This window comes from Sciscionella marina DSM 45152, assembly GCF_000379465.1.
GTDB lineage: Bacteria > Actinomycetota > Actinomycetes > Mycobacteriales > Pseudonocardiaceae > Sciscionella > Sciscionella marina.
The window spans coordinates 253,524-276,736 of record NZ_KB905458.1 but is presented as its reverse complement, the minus strand read 5'-3'; the positions used below and the strand labels follow the sequence as shown (position 1 = coordinate 276,736).

Sequence of the window (23,213 nt, the reverse complement as noted above, 5' to 3'; positions counted from 1 at the left end):
GCCAAACAGATCGGCGTCAAGCAGCCCACCATCGCGCGGTTCGAAACCAGCGACTCACTTCCCGATCAAGCGCACCTGCAAGTACTGCTCGAGCTCTACGGCCGTAAGGACCAGTTCACCAAGTTGCGGCAGGTCAGGGACGTTGCCGCGGCGCGAAAACGTGACCAAAGCATGCCGATCGGCACGTTGTCGGACATCGAGCTGCTGATCGGACTGGAGCACTTCTCCAGCAAGATCGAAGTCTACGAGACCATGGTTGTGACCGGCCTGCTCCAGACTCGTGACTACGCACGGGCGATCATCGAGAAGTTCGCCGTTCAAGAGTCCGGCGTGATCGTCGAAGACGCACTCGACCTTCGCCTGGCCAGGCAGGCCGTCCTTGACCGCGGCGACGACGAGCTCCCGCCAGACCTCACGATGTACGTCGATGAGAGCACCTTGCGGTTGGAGATCGGTGGCAAGAAGGTCTTGGCTGGGCAGCTTGAACATTTGCTCAAGCTCGAGAAACGAGACAACATCACGATCCGAGTGATCCCGGCCGACGTGGTGTATCACGCGGCACGCGACAAGTCGTTCACGCTGCTCACCTTCGATGACGACTGGAAGATGGCTTATGCCGAGGACTTCTTCTCGACGCACTACCACGACAGCGTCAAGGCAATCGGTCGCGCGAGCTCACTCCTAACCGGCTTGCACGGCCTGGCCCTCCCTGCGTCAGAATCACGGGGTCTCATCAGCGATATTCGAGAGGAGCTGACATGAGCCAGGACATTACGAACTGGCGCAAGTCCGGCCGTAGCACCAACGCCAACCAGTGCGTCGAGCTGGGGTGGACCGACGAGATCGCGGGTGTCCGCGACACCGCCGAAGACCAGCTCGCCACAGAGGCAAGGCCGGTCATCAAGGCCAGTCACCAGGCGATCGCCGCATTCGCCGACGCGCTGCGCCGATAATCGCGGCACGTAGTCAAAGACCCGAGGCCCCGCACACATCCATTGCAGTGTGCGGGGCCTCGGTCATTCGCACCCGTCCGGCGGCTACCGCGCCAGTCTCCTGGGCCCTGAGAATGTGTGCGGTCCACTTCGCCGACAACGCGGAGCTGAGCGCGATGATCACGAACTGGCGCAAGTCCAGCCGAAGCGACAACGCCAACCAGTGTGTCGAGTTGGGCTGGACTGGCGAGATCGCGGGTGCCCGCGACACCGCCGAGGACCAGCTCGCCGCCGAGGCCCGGCCGGTCATCACCGCCAGCCGCCGCGCCATCGCCGCGTTCGCCGATGCGCTGCGCCGGTAATCCCCGCTGCGCTCCAGTGGCATGGACTCGCGTCCCGCGAGCTAGACCGCCCGGCCGTTGAACAGCCCTCTCTGGCGCGGTCCTCCGACTGCCGCGTGTGGCCGACTCCGGCCCCATGACGGACCGTGCCGGTGACTGTGTGCATGCCGAGGTTCTGTCTCCACGCCATTGCTCGTGGAGACAGAACCTCGGTTATTCGTGCTCTCATCAGCGATTCGAGAGCGGTGGACGTCCGCATCGCATGTTGCCGAGAACCCCGGCAGGACGCAACTGCAACGTGCCGTCCTCACCCGAGCGGACCAGTGCAATTTTGGCCGGTCTACTCAGCGGAGCCTACGATAAATAGACCTCTGGAAAACCTGACCTACAATAAGAGGCCTGAGCCAAGCCAGAATTCTTAGTGCGCGGGCGGAATGATCTCGCCGAAGTCACCATCATCGACCCCACCCAAGAAGGCTTCCCGCTCTTCAGGCGTAAACACCAGCGGAAGCCGCTGTGCCTCGGTGCGACTGTCGTCGATCGTCGCGGGTCGACGCACCAGGAGGTAGGTCACCTCGTCGAGCGTCGCCTCGGCGATCTCCAAGGCGTCCTCGATGTGTTCCCCCTCGGGCTCTGCGCGGCGCCAGCTGAGGCTGTCGAGCCCGCATTCCTCATCGATACGGGCCCGGATGGCGGCTTTGTCTACTCCGGTCGAGCCAGGACCGTCCTCGGGGTATCCTGCTGTGCTGCCGTTCTCCACCATTGCGTAGCCAAGTCTCGTTTCATGATCCGGGGCCGATGTTCGTACCGATGGCCAGCATTGCACAGCTGCCGACTCTGAGATCCACAAGGCAGGACACCTCGCCGGTAGCGCCGGTCGAGTGTCGTCATCTTCCGGCCGAGCCAGGAGCGGCGACGTGGCCTCGTATGGCAAATCGGAGGGAGGTCATGCGAGGAAGCATGCACCGACGGCCGGTCTCGGACTGGTACGACGTGGTCCGGACGTTCACCTTCGTCGATCCAACGGCTTCTGTTCCCGATCTACTGTGCAGCGCCCGCCGACTCTCTTTGTGGCGTGAAAACGCGTAGCCGGTGCAGCTCGCTGACGCACCAGTCCTGAAGCAGGTGCAGCCGCCCGCCCGGCGGTTCCGAACCCAGTTCGTCATACATGTAGAGGTGCCGCGGATGCTTGGCCGTATTGCGCAGCGCCGCCCGAACCTCAGCGACGGTAAGCCGCGGTGAACGCTGCATGCGCGACAGATTCAGGTGACGGTATCGGAACATGAGCGCCTCGACGGCTTCTTCAAGTAAGAACTCGACAGTCACCCCAACAATTTCCAGTCCATTGCTGGTGCTACGACGAATTGGTGCCATGTCAGGACTTCCCTATGATCGTCTGCCGGTAGACGGACTCGCCTGCTGAGTGCAACACATCCCGGGGAGCGTCGGGAACTCGTCCGCCGGTGCGCTGATGATCCAGGCGTGCCACCGGCCACAGGATTCGTTGCAGATTCAGCAGCCTCATGGTGTTCACGACTTCTCAAAACGCAGCATCATGCGGCACTCGGTCTTGCGAATCAACACATCCGCGGCGGACTCGCTGCGAACGCCGGACTGCAGGATCGTCGCGATCGGCACTCGCCCACGATCGGTGTCCCACTCAGCGATCGCGTGCAGCATCGCCTGGACCAGCTCCCGCGCCCTGGGCCCGTGCCCAGTCGCTCCGAGCCTCGAGCGCCGATCACCATCGCCGGAGCCTTCGCAGGGTTGAGCGACCAGGTAGGCGACGCTGTCGGAATCGACCAGAGCCGGCGTGCGGTAGCGAATGATCGGTTTACACAGGCCAGTCGAGACGGCGTTCTCATCGGCGGAAATCCGGCATCCGCCTGGGTGCATCGCAGTGTGCAACCAGATTCCATCGAATGGGTCGAACGGCCCGACCTCCGCGGTCGACCATTCGGTGACCCCTTCCAGGTCCAGAACGCCGGACAGAACACTCGCCTCGATCGGCTGATCGCAGTCCCACCCGATCTGAACATGCCCGTCGACGTCGATGGATTCTTCCCGATCACCGTACTGGCTGGTCAGCGGCACAAACCCGCACAGTCGCATGCCATGCGATTCGAGCCTGTCCTCGCTGGAGGGGCGAACGAACAGGATCGAGCGAGTTGTTCCGCGGAACCGCAGTGGCAACACTATTCGCCCGCCGACAACAAGCTGTTCTCGCCAGGTCGCGGGAATGTCCCAGGCCCCCACGGTAAGGATGATCGCATCGTATTTGGCGTGTTCGGGGACACCGAGGACACCGTCACGCGTGACGACGCGGACACGCTCGTACCCCTGATCGTCCAGATTGCGGCGCGCCTGGGACGCGACCTCGTCATCGACGTCGACGGTGGTGACCTCGCCGTCCGGGCCGACAAGCTCGGCCAACAAGGCGGCGTTGTAGCCAGTCCCCGCTCCGATTTCGAGAATTCGCTGCCCAGGTTGTGGGTCGAGCTGATCGAGCATCATCGCCACGATCGACGGCTCGGACGCACACGACAGCGATTTGCCATCGGTGTCGCGTTTCGTGACGACCGTGTTGTCGTCATACGCTTCCGTCAGCTCCGCCTCAGGCACGAACGCGTGGCGGGCCACGGTGCGCATGACGTATTCGACGCGCGGATTGGTGGCGTACCCGTTGTTTCGAACCTCGTCGACAAGGCGGTTGCGGAGTTCGTCGGGGCTGGAAGTGGTATTCACCGGCAGTTCCTTCCTGTTCGTAGCTACACTTCTGCGGGCTTGGGGGTGCTATCCGAGCAGTAAGCAGGCATCCCATCGGACCGCGCCCGCGGGTGGAATGTGGTCGATGAGTTGAATTCCGCTGTTTCCTTCGAGGAACCCGTCGTGGCCGACGTGCTCGGGGCTGAGGCTGCTGCGGAATCGCTCGCGCAGGTCGGTGAGTGCGCCGACCAACCGCGCATCGCCACTGTCGGCCGCGATCCTGCCGAGGGTGTGCAACAGGCCCGCCGATCCATGGCACAGCGACTCATCGATGATCTGGGCGAGTTGCCATTCATCCGTGACGCAGCCGTAGACGATGTTCTCGACATGCTGCTGGCGCGTGGTGTCGCCGAGCGCGAGCGCGGCGAGCTGTTGGGCTCGAACCTGCCCGGGTGTGCCATAGCACCACGACGGACGCTGTGGACCGCGCTGGCGTGTACGGCCGGTCTCGTGCTCGTGCGCGTTGATGCTTGCGGGCCACCAGCGGTGTTCCGTGCCGAGTTCCCACCGGTCGAGGTAGGAGAGAATGCGCTGGATCGCCTCGGCATGGCCGGGGACGGTAATGCCCTCGCGCAAAGCGATGGCGAGTAGCGTGAGCGGGCCGTTAATGCCGTGAGCGAGACCGAAGTTGGCGTGTCCGCCGCGAAACTGTTCGGGGTCCCCGTCCGGTGGAGGATCGGCATACCACCATCCAGGTCGATCGCGGATCGGCTCGGTCAGCCGTATCAGGTAGGACAACAGGTCACGGAGCACATCATGATGCCCGAGCGCCAGCAACGGGACGGCAAGACCAGTGAGGCCGGAGATCAAGTCGTATTCCCCCAGACCGGCGTGCTCGCACCTATCGATGCGAGCATGGGCCTGCGCGATCCGGTGCCAGGTGATGCTGTCGAGCTGGTGCTCGAGCTCGACAGGCACGTAGCCGGCGGTGCTCAAGACGAACGCGACAGCGGGCACACCCTGGTAGAGGGAAGCCGTATCCGGGTGCCCGGCCACACCACGCCCGGTCATGGCCGCGATTGCTCGTTGGAGTTCCTGGCGATCCGCGGTTCCCGCGTGAGCTTGCTGGACGCGCAGAAGGGCGGTTCCAGCGGCCCCGGAACCGAGGTCGTCGCCGCGCACGGTCTCTTGTCCGATTGAGGTGGTCATGTGGTCGCTCCGGTGCGGTGTTGCCAGGTGAGGGCGGCGTGGCGCGCGAGTTTACGGGCGGAGTGCTCGCGGTCGCGGTCGATACCCACCAGGCGGTTGTGGTGCATGTGCAACAGCGACTCGATGACCGCGTCCCGACCGCTGTCGGGAATGTGGTTCCGGTAGGTGGCCAGCGCGTCGGCGCGGGCCCGCCACGCGGTATCGAGTTCCGGGCTCCAGCCAGGCGTATCCTCTGGTGGGCTCGTCGCGACCAGGGCGGTGACTTGCGCCAGGAGGGCGCGGTCGACTGGCGGTCCGGGATGGGCGGGTCGGTTGATGAACCAGCGCATCGCCTCGGCGTGGCTGCCTAACATCCCGACGGCGATACCGATCATGTTCAGCGCGACTAGACCGTCGCGCGGCAACTGGCCCGGTGTTCGCAGGTGCAGCGCGGTGACCGTGGTGTCGGCGGTGAACACGGTCTCAGCGGTCGGCATGTGCCAGTAGCGGCCGGTCTCGGGCTGGTAGGTGTCGAGCACCAGCCGGTTGATGTCTCGTTTGGCACGCAAGCGTTGTGCCCACTGGCCGAGGCCAGTGAAGACGTCGGTGCGGTGTCCGGGCGTGTTGGTCGCGATGCGCAGCCGGAGATGATCGAGCTCGGAGTTACTGCGGTAGCGAACGACCCACCACGATTCGTCGCCGAGCTCATCGTCCAGGACGGTGATCAGCTCGTCTATCCGGTCGGGGTGGGTGTAGAGCTTCGCGTACAACCAATCGCCGCGACCGGGCAGGTCCCCGCGGCTGATGGTCACAGCCGGACGAGTAACGCCGGTAGGAGTGGGGACGGGATCTTGTGTCGTGATCAGGGGAAAAACGACTTCGTGAGCATGCCCGATCCAGTCGCTGCGGCGCGACCAGTGCTCCACGATCTCGGTCAGCACGGCTTCGCCGTGCCGATCGAGGTGGTCGAGCAAGAGCTGCCGGTGCGCCGGATCGTCGAGATCCAAGCGCAGTGTCCGGTCATGATCGGTCAGCTCGACCCGCTTGGGGCAGGCGTACCGGATCCGCCATCGTTCCAATCCCAGACGCGGATTCTCGAGAGGAATGTTGCTACGGGAAAGACGCCAACGGGCGTGCGAAAGGATCGTTCGGCCATAGCGCACGCGCGGCAGGAACGGCACCGTGCCCGCTATCGGTCCCCAATCAAACCGATGCCACACCGTGTGACCGGCCCGGGGAAGGTGTACCAAGAACCGGGCCAGCGCCGCGTACTGCTTGTCGAACGCGAGCGCATTGAACGCTTGCGGCTCAAGGACTTTCTGGCGACTTCGGCTCAACAAACACAAACCTCCATCGCCGGTGGCCAGGACCGCGAGATCATCGAGCGGAATCACTGCCGCGGTGGCAGGGGCACGGTGTTCACCGAGGGAGAGGACATGAGGGAGGAATTGCGGGGTACGGCTGATGTTCTGTGCGTGCGCATAAGCCGGTGGACAGGACAGCTGCACGGGTGATGCACCGCGCGTACAGGTCGGCAGCGAGGCGTACAGCCGGTCGAGGCCATTGTCTGTGAGATCGGCAAGCCGCGCGGTGAATGTCCCCGCCGCGCGTCCCGGCGCCACGCTACACAGGTAGTCGCCGTCGTCGATGCCCAACGGGCTGGAGGCATGGATCGTGGCACCGATTTCGACATGCGGCGGTACGCGAAGTGGCGTATGCGGATCGCCCACACGGAGTTGGTCGATCAGGGTGTCATCAAGGACCAGCTCGTCGCCAGTAGCGATGGTATGCCAGGCATAGGCAAGCAGCTTCACGTCGCGCTCGCTCACTGCCTCCTCGGGGGCAGGAAGGACGCTTCCGGGATAACCAGCGGGGTATCCGAGCCCGCTGTCAGGATTGACGGCGTCCAGCAACGGTACCGGTAGGTTGGTTCCGTAGCGTTCCACAAACCGCATGTACCAGTCGCGCCAAACAGGGTGGCCGGTAGGTTGCCTGGAAAGTCGAGCCAGCGCGGACGCGCCGGCCTCGAGATCTCGGGCGAGATGTCGGGGAAGCTGAGCGTGCGCGTCCAAACGCAGGTCCACACTCATCTTGGCCGTGGCCTGCACGGGCAGCGCGCGCATCGCGTTGACCGCCTGGAGGTAAGCACGATCGGCATCGCCGGACTGGCTGTTGTGTTCGGCAATCCGGTCGCGAACGTTCCGCAAGCCGGTATGGATACCAGTCACGAAAGGGATTTCACCGATGCTGTGGTAGTCGAGCGCGTCGACGAGATAGCTGAGCGGATCTACTTCGGTGCTCGGGGCGCGCAGGTTCGTAATGAGCACGCCCTGCATGACCAGGTCGGTCAGCAAGGTAGTGATCTGTTCCTCGGGAACCGGGAACGTGTCGCCCAACTCCATCGCGAGGTCGGCGAACAGAATCGGATCGGCGGCGGTCTCCAGAACCGCGTCCACGGGCTTCGTACAGCGCAAGCTGACTCGATGAGGACCGTAGGGAACGTCAATCCGAAGCCCACGCCGAACCGTGAGGTTGTTGACGACGACCTTCAGCAACGGCAAAAACTCCGGGTCACGCTCGAGCTCATCGATGACGGTGCTCAACCAATCGGAATCCACCCGCGCGACAACACGATCCCGCTCACCCCAGTGCAGATGCGTGGTGGATTCAGTGATCGTCGCGAGACCAACTCCTGCGAACAACCCGAACGGGGTGTGCCGTCCAGTCGCGCGCAGCGCATAGCGAACGAGACTCTTGGCGGCGCCAAGTACTTCCTTGTCAGGCAGTTGTTTTTCAGGAAGAAGAATTCTCATCTGTATGGTGTCGAGACGTCGGGCCAGAGCGGGATTCGCTCGCTGGATCGCCTTCGACCACTCCTGTTGCCCCCAGCGGCTGTGGATCCAGCTTCGGCACGATGCAGGGTCCGTCAGATCCGGCCAGATCGTGGGCTTGTCGATATACCCGGCAGCGGCGGCGCGAAGCATACCGACGCCCGCGTGCTGGAACAAGCTGTTGGGCATCGTTTCTCCAGAACAGGCCGCCTCGGAGCCCCGTTCCGCCTTCGGAACGTGGGGCTCCGAGACTGCCGCGACGATCGTGGTCAGGCGTTGCTAGTGCAGGCGGAAGCGCACGTTGGTTTGCAACCGTCATCGGTCTTGCACGGTGCTGCGACCTGACTCGGGTCGGTCAGGATGTTCACGTCGAGGTCGAATTCATCGAGCAGGTCGCCCGGTATCGAGGGAGCGGTCATAGGAGTGTTCCTCCTCTGGAATCAATCGGTTTTTCCTTGGGACACCTGGCCTTCCCGTCAGGGAGCGAACCAGGAGATCAGGATCCGGGCATGCCGGTTGTTGACGACGCGGCCCTGCGAATAGCGAGCGAGCGACGTCTTGGAAGGGTGTACGAGAATGCGCGGTCCTGGCCATCCGCGGTGGTGCACCGCCCACTCGCGCACGTACTTAATGAAGTCATGTGCAAGCGGCGTGGCCTGAGGGCCGTGAGCGCGAACACCGACTTCCCACAAACTCAGGTCATCGCGAATCGGCCGGGCGATTCGGTACCCGAAGTTGTCCCCACGCACCATCGTGGGCGCGCCGGTTCGACTGACGCGCGCCACCACGTCCCGAGCGACGGCTTCGGTGCTTCCAGTCAGAATCGCGAACTGGTCGATGCACGTAGCCAGCCACAGATCCAGCGGCGCAATCGACTGGTCCCATGACAGATTGACCCTGCTCCAGTACTCCACCGGAGTCGTGCTCAGGGCACTGCTTAGCCCGTCAACATCGATCTCAGGGGCGTCACTCTCAAGGCGGAGGCTGACGTGTTTGCCTTGCAGGGCAACCGTCTGCTCCCATTCGACTTCGTCGCCGTGGGGACGAACATACCCGCACAGTTGCGGATCGCGTCCGACCCAGTGACTGGATTCGCGGGTAAACACGATTGAGCGCGTCAAGCCGCGCATGGCCAGCGGCGCAACGAGTCGCCCCCCGGTCTCCAGCTGCGCTGCCCACGCCGGAGGGAGACCTGAAGATTCGACGGTGACCAGGATCAGGTCGAACGGCGAGTTGTCGGGAACCCCCTGCTCGACCTTGGCGTGGACGGCTTGAACATGCGGATATCCGGCCGTATCAAGATCACGGCGGGTACGAGCCGCTTGCTCGGGGCAGGTATCGACCGTCGTGACCTCACCGTCAGGTCCAGTCAGGTCGGCAATCAACGCAGCGTTGTAGCCACCGGACCCGATCTCCAGGACGCGTTGCCCGGGCCGAACATCGGCTTGCTGCAGCATCGTGGCCTGCACACCGGGAGCAGATAATACGTGAAGCGCGTGGCCATCCTCGTCGCGATCGGTGACCAGCGTGATGTCCGAGTACGCCTCCTCGAGCGGCACGCCGGAAGCGAACAGATGGCGGGGAACACCCCGCATGGCGCGCGCGACCCGCGTCGAATACAAGGTTCGGTCTTGAAGCAGGTCGTCGACCATCGCATGGCGGAACTCGTCGACACGATCTGGATCGGCAGGATCTGGTCCGTCGCCTCTGGCGGCATCACGGGTTTCGAAGTGCATTTCGCGCTGCCTTTCGCTGGGAAGCCACGCTTCCCGAGGGCAGCGCGGCATTCCCGGCGGTGAGATCGTCACCAGATCAACAAGGTGATCTCATCACCGGGTGTGGGAACGTTTCCCGGCTTCCATCACTGAACAAATCCGTTGGTCATCCCCAGTGAGGGGACCAACGCGTCAGCCATGGTCGCGGCGAGGAGTCTGTGTGCGCATCACGGGGAGAGTTGCGAGCTCATGCGACCCCTCCGCCTCGATGCGAATACCTCGTTGGCTGTATACTATACAGTCAAACTATTATGCGTTGACAAGAGCTATGCATACTCTTATCGGGTGATTCGCAACCTCAGCAACGACTACCTACTGTCATGACTGTTGGTTCCGGACGCTGTGGGGCGTTGCGTCCAGCGCACCACTAGAGGCCCGAGGCCCTTTTCTGTCTTTGCCGGCATCTGCCGGATCCGCAGGGTCCACATTCGATTGATTACCGACTGATCCCTTTCCGAGAGCTGTTGGCTCGGTTGCACAGAATCCAGGCAGAGCCGACTTATCTGCTGCACGGGGCAACTCAGCTCAGAGGCCATTACGTCGAGGGAAACCCCTGCTTTTCGCCCTGATCGCACTGCTTGCACCCGCTGCCGATTCAACACCCGAAATTCGGCTTCCGTCTTGTCTTGCACATCAGTTCCGTCGTCTTCCCGCGCTGGTGATGGCGGTTCGAGCTCGGACTGCGTCGATCGCTGCTTGGGCCGCGATCCGTACCGGCGCGCGGTAAATGGTGAAACACTGACTAACCTCGCAACCTGCTCGCCACTCAGTCCCCTGTCCCATCCGCGTCGGATTTCCGTGCGTTTCTCCTCCGTAACTCGCGGCAACGCCTTCGCTATCCGCTTATGGCGCGGGATCTGTTCCCACACGATTCCCGCGGGAAGTAGCATCCTTGCGGCAAGCTCGTCCGGATCAACGCCCAGTCGCAACTCGCGCCGAATTTGTAGATATAACCGCGCCGTCAGTTCAGAACGATCACCGGTCATAGTCGGCCGCCAGATACTTCCGCACGGCCACGGCGGGAAGCTTGAGCCGCGACGCAATCACCTTGACCCGCCACCCCAAACTCTCGGCCCACAGGATCACCAGCTGCACTTCGCCGGAAAGCTCATGCCAATCCGGAGCTGTACCCGTAGAGGCAAGCTCCCGTAGCTTCAGGATCTCCCATGGTTGGTACTTCAACACCGTCTGCTTCGAAACCTGGAAATGTGTGGCAATCTCGTTCGAAGTCCATCCAGCGAGCCACGCAATCCGCATTGCATGTGCCTGCTCCGCGATCAGCGGGTCCCGAGGGCCCCGCTGCGGTTGCGGCGGGATCACAAACGTCTGCGGCTCGGGATGCGGATAATGCTGCATCACCTGCGCGACCGAAATCCCCAGCTTCCCAGCGATGGTACGCGGAGACGACTCCCTGGCGGCTTCCTTCTGAATGGCACGGCGAACAGCCTCCGAGACGGGGACATCAACTGACGTGAGCACTTGCTGTAACGCTCCTCGAAAAGGCAGAACACGGATATGTGGCCACGGCCGTGAGCGGGCACCGCAACAACTGTCAGGCGCCGCATCACGACCAGGTACCCGTGACGAACCTGTGCGGAAGATCTGCCAGGTTGACCAGCCTCGAATCGAGCTGCTGCCTTCGACCGAGGCTTACGCCGACCACTGCCGGTCTCTCCAGCATGCCCCGCAACAAGCCGCACCACGCCTGTGATCCGCGGGCATGCGCCAATCGATTCGATGTTCGCATCGCAACCATCACCGCAGCCGGTACTTGTACACCGTTGTGAGCCCAACCCCGGCACGGTCGGCAATGTCGCTCGGATTCACCTTGTCCCGCCAGCCTTGCACGATGATGCTCTCCTGTATTTCGGAGATCCTTTGCCTCGGCGCCAGCTCCGACGGCCGGTACCGCAACGCGGTTTGATCACCGATCTCGAACTCCCGCGTGATCTGCTTCAATGTCAGCCCCGCGCACCATGCTGTCCGGATCTCTGACCTGAGCTCGTCGGTTAGATGCTTGCCCCGTGCATGCCGTGGAACATTCGCTCGCGGCTGGTGCCGCAGCACCGTCTCGACGGACAGCTGCAGGATCCTCGCGACCTCATCCGGGTTCTGGTCAAGCCGGAAAGAACTACGAATGAAGAGGTACTGCTCCGCTGTCACCCGCCTGAATTCATCCGGAGAAGGCATACGCCATCACGTCCGTCCGGAGCAGTAACACCAGTGCAGCCAACGCCACGAGGATCAACACTACGAGTACGGCGAACAGCAGCACCGCCGCCCGAACCGTGCGGCGACATCTCGCCCGAACATCTGGGGCGGCGATCACGATGCCGCCCCAGCGATCGAGGCCACCAGCATGAGCGACCAGTCCGCAGCCAAGCCAAGGCGGACCACCGTCCCGACGTCCGTACTGCCATTCGAACCAGGATCAACGATGCTTCCGCCGTGCAATCGAGTCGAGCGAGTCGCGCTGACGGAGCCAATGCCGTCGACGATGGCGCATACCGGGTACTTGCTCATTGCTGTGTCACCGCCGCGAACATGTATCCCACAGCGATGATGAGCACAACGATGAGTAACCCACCCACGAGTCGCAGAGGAGCATGGGAGTGATCCGTGTGGGTGCCGGAGCTATGAACGCGATCTGACATCAGGTTCGCCTTCTTCTGAACTCGCGCAGGTACTTGAGACTTCCGCAGCACCGCATTGCCAGCCTCGAGAGCTCGAGCACGCAACAAGACGACACTGCTATGCATGACCCTGCAGGTGAATAGCACTATAGCTGTATACTATACAGTCTAAAGGTTATGCAACATGGCCGCGTCGTCAGGCGGGTGGACTACTCCAGCCCACGCGCAATGTGGCCGGCTCGTTCAACTTCCAGCGCCGCCGAGATCGCCCGTTGAAGTTGCCCGGAAGGAGGGCTTGCGTAGTGAATCAACCACCCGAGCATCGACGTGAAGCGCACAAGCGTGAACTCATGCGGGCCGGACGTCTGCTCCAAGACATGCTCTACAACCGAGCGAGTCGAGAGCAGAGCCCCGAGCGCATCCGGATTACTACCGCCGCGCTGCGACAAGCCATTCACGCGCTAGAAAGCTACGGCGATACCGACTCGCTGGATCCGCGCGAACCCCTGCTCGTAGGTCCACCACGCGCGTCAGAGGGTGCCTACTGGTTCATTCAGCACCTTGGCGACCGCGGTGTGCATCGCTGCGAACAAACTGGCGTCACGATCTATGCGGACTGTGGGAAAGTGTTCAGCCCGAAACCCGCCAACGACGGCGAGCTCGCATTGGCCTTGCCGCTACGCGATTTCGCTCAAATCTGTAGGCGGTGCACGCAGGCATGATCGAATCGCATGCTCAAGACAACCGAAGTTGACGGATTGTGTCATAGCGGTGGGTGCGCTTTCGAGCAGTCTCAACCGACCGCATCGAGCTGATATCAGGCTCCGGTGAACTCGACCGCTGCCAGGTTCTTCTTGCCCTTGCGCAAGATCAGCCACCGCCCATGCAGCAGCTGATCGACGGTAACCGCGGCGTCTTCGGCGGTGACTTTCACATTGTTGACGTAGGCACCGCCTTCCTTCACGGTGCGGCGGGCTGCCGACTTACTGCCCACAAGGCCGACCTCCGCGAACAGGTCGACGACCTGACCGGGTTCGCTCACCCTCGCCTTCGGGAGTTCGGCTACCGCAGCCGTCAGGGTCGTTTCGTCGAGGTCGCCGAGCTCGCCTTGACCGAACAGCGCCTGCGATGCCGCGATCGCGGCATCGCACTGGTCAGCGCCGTGCACCAGCGTCGTGAGTTCCTCAGCCAGAGCGTGCTGCGCGGCGCGCGCCTGCGGTTTCTCCTCGGTCTCCTTCTCCAGCTCCAGTAGCTCCTCGCGCGACTTGAACGACAGCACCCGCAGGTAGCGGCCAATGTCCCGATCATCGGTGTTCAACCAGAACTGGTAAAACGCGTACGGCGTGGTCATCTCGGGATCGAGCCAGAGCGTCCCGGTCTCGGACTTACCGAACTTGCTTCCATCAGCCTTGGTCATCAGCGGTGTTCCGAACGCGTGAACCTCGGCATCCGTCTCCAGCCGATGGATCAGGTCCAAACCAGCTGTCAGATTGCCCCACTGGTCACTTCCACCCGTCTGCAACGTGCACCCATACCGCCGGTACAGCTCGAGGAAGTCCATTCCCTGCAGCAACTGGTAGCTGAATTCCGTGTAGCTGATGCCCTGGTCGGATTCGAGGCGCTGCGCGACCGAGTCCTTGGTGAGCATCTTGTTCACCCGGAAATGCTTGCCGACATCTCGTAGGAACTCGATGACGGACATGTTCGCCGTCCAGTCCAGGTTGTTGACCATCATCGCGGCGTTCTCGCCCTCGAAACTGAGGTAGGGCTCGATTTGTGCTCGAAGCCGGATAGCCCACTCTGCGATGGTCTCGGAATCATTCAGCGTGCGCTCGGCGGTCGGGCGTGGGTCACCGATATGGCCAGTCGCACCCCCGACCAGTGCCAGAGGTCGGTGGCCGGCCTGCTGGAGCCGACGCATAGTCAGGACCTGGACTAAGTGCCCGACATGCAAGCTGGCCGCGGTCGGATCGAAGCCGCAATAGAAGATGACGGGACCATCCGTAAGCGCCTTGTGTAATGCGTCCTCGTCAGTGGTGTGGGCGATCAGCCCACGCCACTTGAGTTCGTCGACGATGGCCGTCACTGTCGCGTATCTCCTTGAGAGGGGTACCTGGTACGGCGACCAGTGTAGTGCTCCGGCTGAGCTCGCGTGCCATGTGTGCTGGTTAGACTCCTACCTCGCAGAACACGAGCCTTGACGGCGAACGCTCCGAGCGTGACCTGCTTCACGTTCCGGCGAACCATGTGTCAAGCAACTGGTCAGCGGCAGCCTCGCTGAGGGCCCGGTAGTTCCGGACAAGAGCTCGACCGCTGTTCACACACCGCTCCCGAAACGAGGCATCGTGATCTAAGGCGTCGATCCTCTCGTTGAAATCGAGTGCCGCTCGCCGGATATCCGATGGTGAGACCACCGGATACAGTACGCCGCCGTCGAGTTCGTACCCGACGATCGGTGGTGGAGTGACCAGAACTGCGGCGCTTTCCAGCTCGGAAAGGCTGCCGATGTGATGGGCCACCACGGGAACCCCGGATTCCATCGTTTCGAGTGTCACGCGGGACAACCCCTCTGGTCCCAGAGATGGCACCAGCAGAATCCTCGTGCGGTTGTAGATCGTGCTGGGGTCTTCGGCAAAGCCAGCTATCTCGACCTGCGGCGATGGCGGTGTGTATGGCGGAACATCGGGCCAGGTTTCGACGACCAGATAGGCGTCGTGTGGCCGCTGCCGAATGAGGGCATCCCAGACACGTCGCCCTTTGATCGGATGGTGATTAATCAAGGTGAGATGTCGCCCCGTCTCGTCCGATGTTGTGGGGGCGGTCTGTGGCTCGGGGAGGAGGTTGGGCAAGACAGCGGCTGGCACTCCCGTCTGCTTTTGGAACGCTTCAGCCATGGTTCGACTGACCGCATGCACGCTGGTTCTTCGCAGCAGGTCGTAGTACCGCAGGATTTCGTCGTCTGGATGCGAATCGCTCGTTGGGTACAGCTGGTCGGTCACGAGCACGACCACGCGCTTCCCGCTGGCTAAACTCTCCCGGAGCACGACGTGATGTGCCTGAGTGAGCTGAATTGCGCAGGTGTTTAGCAAGATCACATCCGGGGCGAGTTCATCCAGTAGCTCTCGAAACGCAGCCCGATACGCCGAGGCTTTCCCCGGCGGTGCAACGAACGTCTCGTGGATAGTGCATCCAGATACAGTCCGGGTTCTGCGCTCAACTCCGGATGCCATACGCGGAGCAATACAAGCCAAACTCGCCTGTTGCCCTCGAGCCGTAGCCCGTCGCAGTAACTCGCGAACCTGGAGAAACAAGCCGTTGGTGAACCCCTCCCGGCTGAAGTCGTCGATACTCACGTACACGATCCCGGCCATAGCGTTACTCCTCGTTCGCCGCGGCGGCGAATTCATCGAGCAGAGCATGCAGCCGCACGGAGATCGGGCTATCAGCTGCCGGTGGGCCGGTGACGCCGAGCGGGCTCGGGGCGAGCATCTTCAGGCTCGCGATCGCTGAGTACAAGGCGAAAATCCGACGACGCAGGGGAGTGGCACAAAGGGGTGCGGCGACCCGTTCGATACAGTCCGCCTCCGGTCCGCGGGCGAGCAACCCCGTGCGGGCGGTACCGAGAGGGTACAGGGCGTCGCCGAACCCGAGCTCGTCGAGATCGATAATCGCCGTTACTCGTCCCTTGTGTATCAACACGTTCTGGTGCGTCGCGTCGATCAAGTACGGCAAGGGCTCGATGCGATCGAACTCGGGCTGCAACTCGCTGAGCGCGGTTTCGATGGCACGAATTGCTGGCCTCTGTCGTTTTTTCCCGGACAGGTTACTGCTGGCGCCGGCGACGTACTCCCGGAGCACGCCCGACCAGTGGCCGTGACAGCGCTTGTCGTGATAGCCGACCACACCGCCGTACCCCCGTCCGGGCGGGAGCGTGCTCACGCGGTGCTGAATGTCGAGCAGATCGTCAGCGACTGCTTGCTTTTCCACATCACTGAGGCCAGCGTAGACATTGCAGAGATCATCACCGGCACCCCGTTCAAGGACCATGACCGGCCAAGGCACGACTGTCTCGGTCAAATCCATGGCCAGCACGCGAGGGACAGGTACGCCCACCTTGGCGAGCTTGCATCGCCAGTACGCGAACCCGGTGAAACATTCAGCGCGGTCATGGCGTGTAATCCGCGCGATCACGGACTCACCGGAAGCAAGCGCTACCGTGAAAACGAAGTGACTGCGGCCCATCGAGATTCGGCTCGCGGTCGCGGTTTCCGTACCTAGGCAGCGGCCAACTGCTCTAAGAACTTCTTGTTCCGTTGGGGGCTTCATGACAGGAACAATTCTGCCGCTGCCATGGGGATCACATTGAGGTTGGAATAGCCACGAAAGAACGACCACGTTGTCTCGAAGTCGTCGGTGCTGACGATCAGACCGGGTACGCCGAGGCATCCCGCGAGGTGCCCAACGCCGCTATCGCACCCGACAAACAGACGGCACGACAGCAGGCATGCGATCATCTCGTTGAGGTCTGCTCGAACGTACGTGATGTCCTCACCGAGGTATGCTTGCGTGTCGGGGCCGCCGAGTACTCGGACTTCGCCATGGGACCCAAGTTTGCTCAGCACATGGCGGGCCGCGTCCCGTGGTACCGGCGTGCTGGATCGCGCGTCGAACTGGCAATAAACCAGGCTTCCCCGACTTTCAGGTGGCTGCATCGCGCGCAGCCGCAACGGTGGTGTTTGATGACGGGCACGTCCACCGAAGATGTCAGCGACTGCGAGATTGAACCGGCTCAGCCACGGGACACTCCACGACGATCGAGCGAACACCGCATCGCCATCGATCGCCTCAGAGGACGATGAGACGTGCGCAACTCGGTCACACGCGAACGCTTCAACTACCTCAGCGAGACTATGCGAACCGGAAACGGCGACGGACTCGACATCGTTGTCGCGGCAGTAGTGCTCCAGGCCGGACACGATCCCGAGTGCGTCACCAAGACGGTTATGTCGACTGAACCGCATCACGGACCCGGCGGTCAAGCGCGACAGCGCGACGTCGTCGCTAGGTGACAGTGCTCGAGTAGTGTCGGCGATCTGCTCGCTGAAGCAGCGCAGTCCCCGTTGGCCACACCGCCATGATGGGGGCACTGCTGGAATGTTGATCCCAGGCTGCTGATGGTCGTCGACGAAACGCAGCTCGTTGAAGCCGAACTCCTGGGCCAGCTCGCCGATCACCGGTGGGCCGCTCACCTCGATCTGCGGTATTCCGTGGATTTGAGCGTACGTGGCCAACCCCGCGGCCAGCTCAACGCAGTCCCGCACGGAAAGGTTGGGCACTGTGAAGCGGACCGGCAGTTCAGCTCGCCCGTTGCGCGAGTCCTTGTTCATTCAGTTCCCTTCCACTCTTCGACACTCAGGCAAAGCGAATCGAACTGCCTCTTACCTTCGCTGAGGTGGCCGATCAGCTCTTTGGCGTGTGTATCGGAAAAGTGCGGATTCAGAGAATAGATCCGGAGTGCAACCACGGGTTCGCCGGTCGATGTGTAGAAGGCTGCGGACGTCTTACTAAGAGCGATCTGTTCCGTGTCGGGAACGAGTCGTCGTGAAAGCCAGCTAAACAATTCGGACGTATAGCTGTTGATCCGCTGGACCGTGCTTGTGTCGCTGAAGTTCTCGGCACCGGTAGCCGGATCGCCGGAGGGATAACACCGAATGAAAACATCAGGACCGTAGGACTGGTCGTTGATAACCGTCATACCGCTGTTTGTGAGATCTTCAACGCTGCCACGTAGGGCTTCGCTTGTTTCGAGGGCGTGGCCGAGCAACTGTCGAAGCCGCTGCTTGCCCAGGCTTTGTAGGCCCACCCATGTGGCAACCATGTTTGCGGCAGACCTTGAGGTTTCCAGTGTGAAAGTTCCTGGATTGTAGACATCCTTATCGTGAAACAACGGTGTCATTGTTTCACCGTCTCGGCGCAGCCGGGATAGATCACGCTGTTCTTGCATGACGATCATGCTGGACGTGTACGGCGCGAAACCCGTCTTGTGGAAGTCAGCTCCGAACGAATCAGCATACTGAATCGTCTTCAGGCGGTCCACCAGTCGGGAAAGTTTTTCTACAACACTAGGACCGAAACCGAGTGGGTTGATGTGCAGATCATAATCGGCGAAACAGAGGTACGCCCATCCGACAACGGTGTCTGCATGAATGTGCGGAGTATAATCGAGGCTGTACTCTTCAACGAGTCTATCCCGCATGGCACTGATCTCGACGAAGTCGTCGACTGCCATATTGGAAGTTGTTCCACCCGCGCCCATGATGCAGGCAAGGCGGTTCCCCCGGTCCAGCGCGTCGCGGCAGACTGCTTCCATCGAAGCAATGTCTGTTGTCTGATCGGGCAGCGAGGCGGCGGATAGGTAGTTGTGAGTCCCGATCCCAAGCCATGCGCACGCAGACTTGTGCGAGTAATGCGCTGGCCAGGACCCGACTACGCAGACTCCCGGCTCGATCCCGCGCTCAATATGATCCGGTTGCGCCTTGGAAAGCCCGACCTTGATCGCGTACAGATTGGTAGCTGTGCCCCCGAACGTGAACAGACCACCCGCTCGGTCCGGGTCATACTGTGCCAGTCGCGCCAGCGCCCGAGCGCAATTGAGCTCGGCGGACAACGTCTCCCCGGCATCTTCCCCGGTCACACCGTTTGGCATGAACAGCGACGTAGTACACAGCGTCGCGAGGTTCACAAACGACGGCGGTGGAATGATGTTCTTAGCGAACAGCTGATGATGCACCTTGACTGAGCCAGCCAGCCACCGGCGCAGCTGTGCGAGCACCGCATCCGGCGCGAGAGGCGCCTCCCGCAGGTGCCCCTCATCTACTGCCGCATCTTCGCTGTCGTGCTCCCATCTGGGGTACACAGGACCGGCACCCTGATGATTCAGGGCCTCGGCCAGCGCCTGTCGAAGGAGCTGAACCAACGCATCGCCGTTGCTTCCATCGGGACGGAGGAACAGACTGTCACGCCAGCATTCGAACCCGTCGCCATCACCAGGAGCCTCAGAATCCATCGGTGAACCCACCAGTACGCGACAGTGCAGTGACCGCGCTCATTTCCTTGACTTTCCGTACAGCTTCATACGTTCAGGACGAGGTGCGCGCCGACGACCAGATCGAAGATCCTCGCACGCCACGACGATTGCTTGGACAAGATCCTCCCGCTGGCGGCGCAAAACGGCGATGCTGCCATCGTCCTCGGCGCCAAGCAGCGCGCGAGTATGCGCGATTCGCAGCGTCAAGACAGAGAGCCGATCAAGCGCCGAGCCGATGGACTCCGTCAACGGGGGTGCAGTGCAGGTATCACCCCACCAACCATCGAAGACCCGATCAACCTGCTCAATGAGCTCGTGGCGAAGGCCGTTCAATTCGTCAATCTGCCTCTTGATCGCCGGAACGTCCGAGTCACCAGCCTGTCGTACCCGATCCTCCGCGTCCCACTGCTTGCCGTTGACCGCATGCAGTCGGTTCAACGGCTCCAGTAACGCCGGAGCACAAGGAGACGGCGTGCCAGCGAGTGCATCCGCACACCATCCGCGTCGCTCATCCCTCATGACGAAACCGGATTCACCCCAATCAGCTGCAGTACCAAACCCCGACCAAACTTACCCGATCGCCGTCTCATCGAAGGCCTCTGCCGCTGTGACAAGGGCACGGAGTTCTTCCCTGTATGTAGCGTCGATTTCGGAGTGACGCCGCGGATACCGCGCTATCGCGTCGAGTGCAGCGCGGAAGCGTTCCACAGCTTCCTCATAGATCGGGTCAGGATCAGGCTGTTCGGGCTCCTGGCTACGGTCGATCGGCGAGGCGTGGAGTCGATCGCGTAAACCGGTCAGTCCCTCGTGGAGGTGTCCCAGGTTCGGCGGATCGAGCCGGCTCAGGAACGACCTGGCCAGAACGGACGCATCAGTGGCGATCCTCGTGATCTTGTTCCGCCGTCGTTGCCATGCCGGCGGGACCTGTGGGTCAGCAGGCTCGGTGGTCATGGCGACGACGGTAACCGCAGTCACCGACAATTCCCTGACTTCCACGGATGTCTGCGGCTACCCTGATGAATTGGCGCTGTGACCGGGACCCTGCTGGACGGCGCCGACGCGCATTGCCACGACCGCCCAGCACAGCCGCCGGAGAACGCGTGTTTACCGGGCATGGGCGACCAGGAGCTCGTCCCAGCGGGTGGTGTAGGCGGGGCTGCGGACTTGCTGTTTCATCTCCCACTCGGCGCGGGTGCGCACTCCGGCGCGGCCCAGTCCGATCGCGGCCTTCCCATATCGCGAGGTCACCGAGTCGATTGCTGCGGTCAGCGCCTCGTCGATGGTCCGATTCTTCGCGGTTGTCCACATTCCCGTCACCTGGTGCTCGGCTACGAGGTCCGGGAGGATGATCCCGATGCGCCGATACTGGTATCCGGGTTGATACAGGCGTCGAGCCAGGCGCGCGGCCGCGAGAGCCAGCGGGCGGGCCGCGTTGGTGGGCTCGAGCAGAGCTTGTGAGCCATGCACGTCGATCGGCGCTCCCGAGTAGTAGCTGCCGCCACTGGAAAGCCACACCTGCACGAGACCAGCAGCTCGGTGGTGTCGGCGAAGTTTCGCGGCGATCCGTTGCGCGAACGTACTCGCCGTATCCACGACCTCGTGTTCATCGGTCACCGGTTTGCCGAGCGCCCGGCAGTGCACCATCTGTCGCCGCGGCGGTGGAGAGCATTCCAATGGGATGCACGAGATACCGCGTAGTTCGCGAACGGTGCGTTCCACGACCACGGTGTAGTTGCGGCGCACCCAACCAGGGTCGAGGCGGGCGAGTTGCCCGGCACTGCCCACCTCATGTGCGGCCAGGCGGGCGGTCAGCCGAGGCCCGATACCCCACACATCTGCGACGGGGAACTCGTCGAGGATGGCCTGCACCCGCCGCGGTTCGACTTCGGCGAGGTTGTCGACCCGCTCCGTACGTTGCTTCGCGCGTTTCGCTGCCACCTTCGCCAACGTTTTCGACGGTGCGACACCGACTTTGACCGGAAGCCCAAGCCATCCACCGATACGCTCGCGGATCCGCACAGCCGTAGCCGTAGCGCCCTCAGCGGGGATGCGCAGGAACGCCTCATCGATCGAGTAGGCCTCCCATCGGGGTGTGACCGATTGAAGGATCGCGAGCATCCGCGCGCTCATATCGCCGTAGAGACCGTAATTTGAGGACAGGAACACGATCTCAGCTCGTCGCGGATGGTTGCGCAACTGAAACCACGGCTGTCCCCGTTCCACGCCCAGGGCCTTCGCCTCGGCGGTCATCGTGACGACACAGCCGTCGTTGTTGCTCAGGACGCACACCGGCCGGCCGCGAATTCGCGGATCGAAGACCTGTTCCACGCTGGCGTACATCGAGTCCACGTCGACGATCGCGAACAGCTCATCGCGCACGGCCGCCCCCTGGCCCTACATGGTGGATGACCGTCGTCACCACGCCCCAGATCGAGATGCCATCTTCGGGGATCGGCACGTCGTCGTACTCGCGATTCGCTGCCTGCAACCGCGGAGGATTGGTCCGCAGGACCTTCACCGTGAACTCAGACTCGACGACCGCCACGACGATGCTCCCATCGCTCGCGGTCAAACTCCGATCGACCAGGATCTCGTCACCATCGGCGATGCCCGCACCGGTCATCGAGTGCCCGGACACCCGCAGCACAAACGTCGCTGAAGGGTTCTTCACCAAATGATCATCCAGCCGCAGCGGACCGTCGTAATGATCCTCAGCTGGGCTGGGGAAACCAGCCGCCACGACCGGCGGACCCTCGACGGTAATAGATCGCACTCCCACGACCATCATTAGAACACAGGTTCGAAAAAATCGTATGACCTGGATCGATGACAGATACCGTGTGTTATCGAAAGAGTTCTGTAGGTGTTCGATGGGGTGTATCTCGGGCTCGTCGAGTGTCGCTGCGTCGACGCATGGAGCTCGCAGCTGCGCCAACGCGCCTAACGACTGGGGGAGCGCCGTTCGAGGGACCCTCAACGCGCCCAATCACGACCCGACCCGCCTGGCGCTCACCAGCAGCGCGCGGCGCCAGCATCACAGGCCGAGCGCCATGCGCTCACTGTGCCCGAGAGCGGATAGCAATCCGGTCATTGTCGTACACCCCGACGACCGGAGGTCGTCCATCGCGAGCCGGGGTGATCCTCCAACCCTGCGCCCGGAGGTGGCGCTGAGCGTAAGCCTGCGCTGCCTCTCGTGTTGGAAACCGCACCTGTAGCCCGTCGCGCTCGAGCTTGACTGCCACCCACAACCTCCCGACATGCGATCGAACGCCCGTTCGACTGCCGGTCAAGGACAACACCGCCGGGCCTGACTGTCAACCCGGCCCAGATCGCTCCAGCGTGAAGACCCCGCCGCCACGAGGGGGAGGGAGGCGGCGGGGCGTGGGATCGGCATGCTCCGGGGGATTGAGCAGAACCGATCGCCACCACGGTAGGCGTGGTGAAGGAGCCGTCGGTGAATCTCTCGATGATTCACCCGATCGGACGCGACCTTCGACGGGACCTTTCCCGAGTGGTGACGCCTGTCGACCGATACTGCCGCTTCGTGCTCGGCGACGACGATGCGGCGGGCGAAAGGTTCGACCTCGCGCCGGGATGTTTCGCGGAGTTGGCCACGCGTGGTGTCGGGTGGTGCAGCGCGACGCGCCATGGTGCCCGCTGGCGGGTCAGCGCGTCGGGGGATCTGCTGGCCCGTCACGGATCTGCGCGTGCGCTGACCCG

22 protein-coding genes are annotated in these 23,213 nt (G+C 62.5%); 4 read left to right on the top strand and 18 right to left on the bottom strand.

Annotated features, from left to right (window positions below; translation table 11 throughout):
• The 3 genes from A37U_RS0140495 to A37U_RS0140485 all read left to right on the top strand — a co-directional run.
• Window positions 1-762 (top strand): DUF5753 domain-containing protein (locus A37U_RS0140495; protein WP_020502373.1); only part of this gene is annotated, 762 nt, incomplete at its 5' end.
• On the top strand, window positions 759-953 hold the full coding sequence (locus tag A37U_RS47780; RefSeq protein ID WP_020502372.1) for a DUF397 domain-containing protein: 195 nt from the start codon (window positions 759-761) through the stop codon (window positions 951-953). The genes A37U_RS0140495 and A37U_RS47780, both read left to right, overlap by 4 nt.
• A 155-nt stretch (window positions 954-1,108) precedes the next feature.
• Window positions 1,109-1,294 carry a DUF397 domain-containing protein gene (locus tag A37U_RS0140485; RefSeq protein WP_026198138.1) on the top strand — a complete coding sequence of 62 codons (186 nt, stop codon included), beginning with the start codon at window positions 1,109-1,111 and terminating at the stop codon, window positions 1,292-1,294.
• Between the two features lie 397 nt (window positions 1,295-1,691).
• Here the strand turns inward: A37U_RS0140485 and A37U_RS0140480 are convergent, their stop codons facing one another.
• The 9 genes from A37U_RS0140480 to A37U_RS0140440 form a co-directional block, all read right to left on the bottom strand.
• Window positions 1,692-2,036: a hypothetical protein gene (locus tag A37U_RS0140480; protein ID WP_020502370.1), complete on the bottom strand. Its 345-nt coding sequence runs from the start codon at window positions 2,034-2,036 to the stop codon at window positions 1,692-1,694.
• A gap of 278 nt (window positions 2,037-2,314) precedes the next feature.
• Window positions 2,315-2,647, bottom strand: a complete 333-nt coding sequence (locus A37U_RS0140475; protein ID WP_157183354.1) for a hypothetical protein — start codon at window positions 2,645-2,647, stop codon at window positions 2,315-2,317.
• A 156-nt stretch (window positions 2,648-2,803) separates the two neighbouring features.
• Window positions 2,804-4,018, bottom strand: a complete 1,215-nt coding sequence (gene fxlM, locus A37U_RS47775) for a methyltransferase, FxLD system (protein WP_020502368.1) — start codon at window positions 4,016-4,018, stop codon at window positions 2,804-2,806.
• Between the two features lie 48 nt (window positions 4,019-4,066).
• Entirely contained in the window at window positions 4,067-5,188 is a 1,122-nt protein-coding gene (locus A37U_RS0140465) for a lanthionine synthetase C family protein (RefSeq protein ID WP_063712903.1), read from the bottom strand.
• Window positions 5,185-8,187: a lantibiotic dehydratase gene (locus tag A37U_RS0140460; RefSeq protein ID WP_026198135.1), complete on the bottom strand. Its 3,003-nt coding sequence runs from the start codon at window positions 8,185-8,187 to the stop codon at window positions 5,185-5,187. Before A37U_RS0140460 ends, A37U_RS0140465 begins: the two co-directional genes overlap by 4 nt.
• 80 nt (window positions 8,188-8,267) lie before the next feature.
• On the bottom strand, window positions 8,268-8,417 hold the full coding sequence (locus tag A37U_RS55270; protein ID WP_020502364.1) for an FxLD family lanthipeptide: 150 nt from the start codon (window positions 8,415-8,417) through the stop codon (window positions 8,268-8,270).
• A gap of 57 nt (window positions 8,418-8,474) precedes the next feature.
• Window positions 8,475-9,734 carry a methyltransferase, FxLD system gene (gene fxlM / locus A37U_RS47770; RefSeq protein WP_157183353.1) on the bottom strand — a complete coding sequence of 420 codons (1,260 nt, stop codon included), beginning with the start codon at window positions 9,732-9,734 and terminating at the stop codon, window positions 8,475-8,477.
• A 1,014-nt stretch (window positions 9,735-10,748) separates the two neighbouring features.
• Window positions 10,749-11,252, bottom strand: a complete 504-nt coding sequence (locus tag A37U_RS0140445) for a hypothetical protein (protein WP_020502361.1) — start codon at window positions 11,250-11,252, stop codon at window positions 10,749-10,751.
• A 276-nt stretch (window positions 11,253-11,528) separates the two neighbouring features.
• Entirely contained in the window at window positions 11,529-11,936 is a 408-nt protein-coding gene (locus A37U_RS0140440) for a hypothetical protein (RefSeq protein WP_020502360.1), read from the bottom strand.
• A 772-nt stretch (window positions 11,937-12,708) separates the two neighbouring features.
• Between A37U_RS0140440 and A37U_RS52470 the strand changes: the two genes are divergently transcribed.
• On the top strand, window positions 12,709-13,128 hold the full coding sequence (locus tag A37U_RS52470) for a hypothetical protein (RefSeq protein WP_157183352.1): 420 nt from the start codon (window positions 12,709-12,711) through the stop codon (window positions 13,126-13,128).
• Window positions 13,129-13,223: 95 nt separating this feature from the next.
• Here the strand turns inward: A37U_RS52470 and tyrS are convergent, their stop codons facing one another.
• The 9 genes from tyrS to A37U_RS0140385 all read right to left on the bottom strand — a co-directional run bounded on the left by tyrS (window position 13,224) and on the right by A37U_RS0140385 (window position 22,233).
• Entirely contained in the window at window positions 13,224-14,492 is a 1,269-nt protein-coding gene (gene tyrS, locus A37U_RS0140430; protein ID WP_020502358.1) for a tyrosine--tRNA ligase, read from the bottom strand.
• 142 nt (window positions 14,493-14,634) lie between these two features.
• Window positions 14,635-15,777, bottom strand: coding sequence for a glycosyltransferase (locus tag A37U_RS0140425; protein WP_020502357.1), 1,143 nt, complete (start codon window positions 15,775-15,777; stop codon window positions 14,635-14,637).
• Window positions 15,778-15,781: 4 nt separating this feature from the next.
• Complete coding sequence (locus A37U_RS50830; RefSeq protein ID WP_338055199.1) at window positions 15,782-16,732, bottom strand: phosphotransferase family protein; 951 nt, start codon at window positions 16,730-16,732, stop codon at window positions 15,782-15,784.
• The gene (locus tag A37U_RS52465; protein WP_020502355.1) at window positions 16,729-17,793 is read right to left on the bottom strand and encodes a glycosyltransferase family 9 protein; all 1,065 of its coding nucleotides are present in this window, start codon (window positions 17,791-17,793) and stop codon (window positions 16,729-16,731) included. Before A37U_RS52465 ends, A37U_RS50830 begins: the two co-directional genes overlap by 4 nt.
• Window positions 17,790-19,472, bottom strand: coding sequence for a pyridoxal phosphate-dependent decarboxylase family protein (locus tag A37U_RS0140410; protein ID WP_157183350.1), 1,683 nt, complete (start codon window positions 19,470-19,472; stop codon window positions 17,790-17,792). The genes A37U_RS52465 and A37U_RS0140410 overlap by 4 nt, the downstream gene beginning before the upstream one ends.
• Before the next feature lie 39 nt (window positions 19,473-19,511).
• Window positions 19,512-20,012, bottom strand: a complete 501-nt coding sequence (locus A37U_RS55265) for a DUF4254 domain-containing protein (RefSeq protein WP_083934264.1) — start codon at window positions 20,010-20,012, stop codon at window positions 19,512-19,514.
• A 51-nt stretch (window positions 20,013-20,063) separates the two neighbouring features.
• Window positions 20,064-20,444 carry a hypothetical protein gene (locus A37U_RS52460; RefSeq protein WP_157183348.1) on the bottom strand — a complete coding sequence of 127 codons (381 nt, stop codon included), beginning with the start codon at window positions 20,442-20,444 and terminating at the stop codon, window positions 20,064-20,066.
• Between the two features lie 153 nt (window positions 20,445-20,597).
• Window positions 20,598-21,872 (bottom strand): Y-family DNA polymerase, encoded by a 1,275-nt coding sequence (locus tag A37U_RS0140390; RefSeq protein WP_020502350.1) that lies wholly within the window; start codon window positions 21,870-21,872, stop codon window positions 20,598-20,600.
• Window positions 21,862-22,233, bottom strand: coding sequence for a LexA family protein (locus A37U_RS0140385; RefSeq protein ID WP_205623129.1), 372 nt, complete (start codon window positions 22,231-22,233; stop codon window positions 21,862-21,864). The genes A37U_RS0140390 and A37U_RS0140385 overlap by 11 nt, the downstream gene beginning before the upstream one ends.
• Window positions 22,234-23,213 lie beyond the last annotated feature (980 nt).

What these genes read in the sequence shown, in the direction of transcription:
- A37U_RS0140460 (WP_026198135.1), bottom strand. Translation starts at nt 8,187, where the DNA reads ATGCCCAACAGCTTGTTCCAGCACGCGGGCGTCGGTATGCTTCGCGCC.
- A37U_RS47780 (WP_020502372.1), top strand. Translation starts at nt 759, where the DNA reads ATGAGCCAGGACATTACGAACTGGCGCAAGTCCGGCCGTAGCACCAAC.
- A37U_RS0140475 (WP_157183354.1), bottom strand. Translation starts at nt 2,647, where the DNA reads ATGGCACCAATTCGTCGTAGCACCAGCAATGGACTGGAAATTGTTGGG.
- A37U_RS0140465 (WP_063712903.1), bottom strand. Translation starts at nt 5,188, where the DNA reads ATGACCACCTCAATCGGACAAGAGACCGTGCGCGGCGACGACCTCGGT.
- fxlM (WP_157183353.1), bottom strand. Translation starts at nt 9,734, where the DNA reads ATGCACTTCGAAACCCGTGATGCCGCCAGAGGCGACGGACCAGATCCT.
- A37U_RS0140425 (WP_020502357.1), bottom strand. Translation starts at nt 15,777, where the DNA reads ATGGCCGGGATCGTGTACGTGAGTATCGACGACTTCAGCCGGGAGGGG.
- A37U_RS52465 (WP_020502355.1), bottom strand. Translation starts at nt 17,793, where the DNA reads ATGAACAAGGACTCGCGCAACGGGCGAGCTGAACTGCCGGTCCGCTTC.
- A37U_RS55265 (WP_083934264.1), bottom strand. Translation starts at nt 20,012, where the DNA reads ATGAGGGATGAGCGACGCGGATGGTGTGCGGATGCACTCGCTGGCACG.
- A37U_RS0140480 (WP_020502370.1), bottom strand. Translation starts at nt 2,036, where the DNA reads ATGGTGGAGAACGGCAGCACAGCAGGATACCCCGAGGACGGTCCTGGC.
- A37U_RS0140410 (WP_157183350.1), bottom strand. Translation starts at nt 19,472, where the DNA reads ATGGATTCTGAGGCTCCTGGTGATGGCGACGGGTTCGAATGCTGGCGT.
- A37U_RS55270 (WP_020502364.1), bottom strand. Translation starts at nt 8,417, where the DNA reads ATGACCGCTCCCTCGATACCGGGCGACCTGCTCGATGAATTCGACCTC.
- A37U_RS50830 (WP_338055199.1), bottom strand. Translation starts at nt 16,732, where the DNA reads ATGAAGCCCCCAACGGAACAAGAAGTTCTTAGAGCAGTTGGCCGCTGC.
- A37U_RS0140485 (WP_026198138.1), top strand. Translation starts at nt 1,109, where the DNA reads ATGATCACGAACTGGCGCAAGTCCAGCCGAAGCGACAACGCCAACCAG.
- A37U_RS52460 (WP_157183348.1), bottom strand. Translation starts at nt 20,444, where the DNA reads ATGACCACCGAGCCTGCTGACCCACAGGTCCCGCCGGCATGGCAACGA.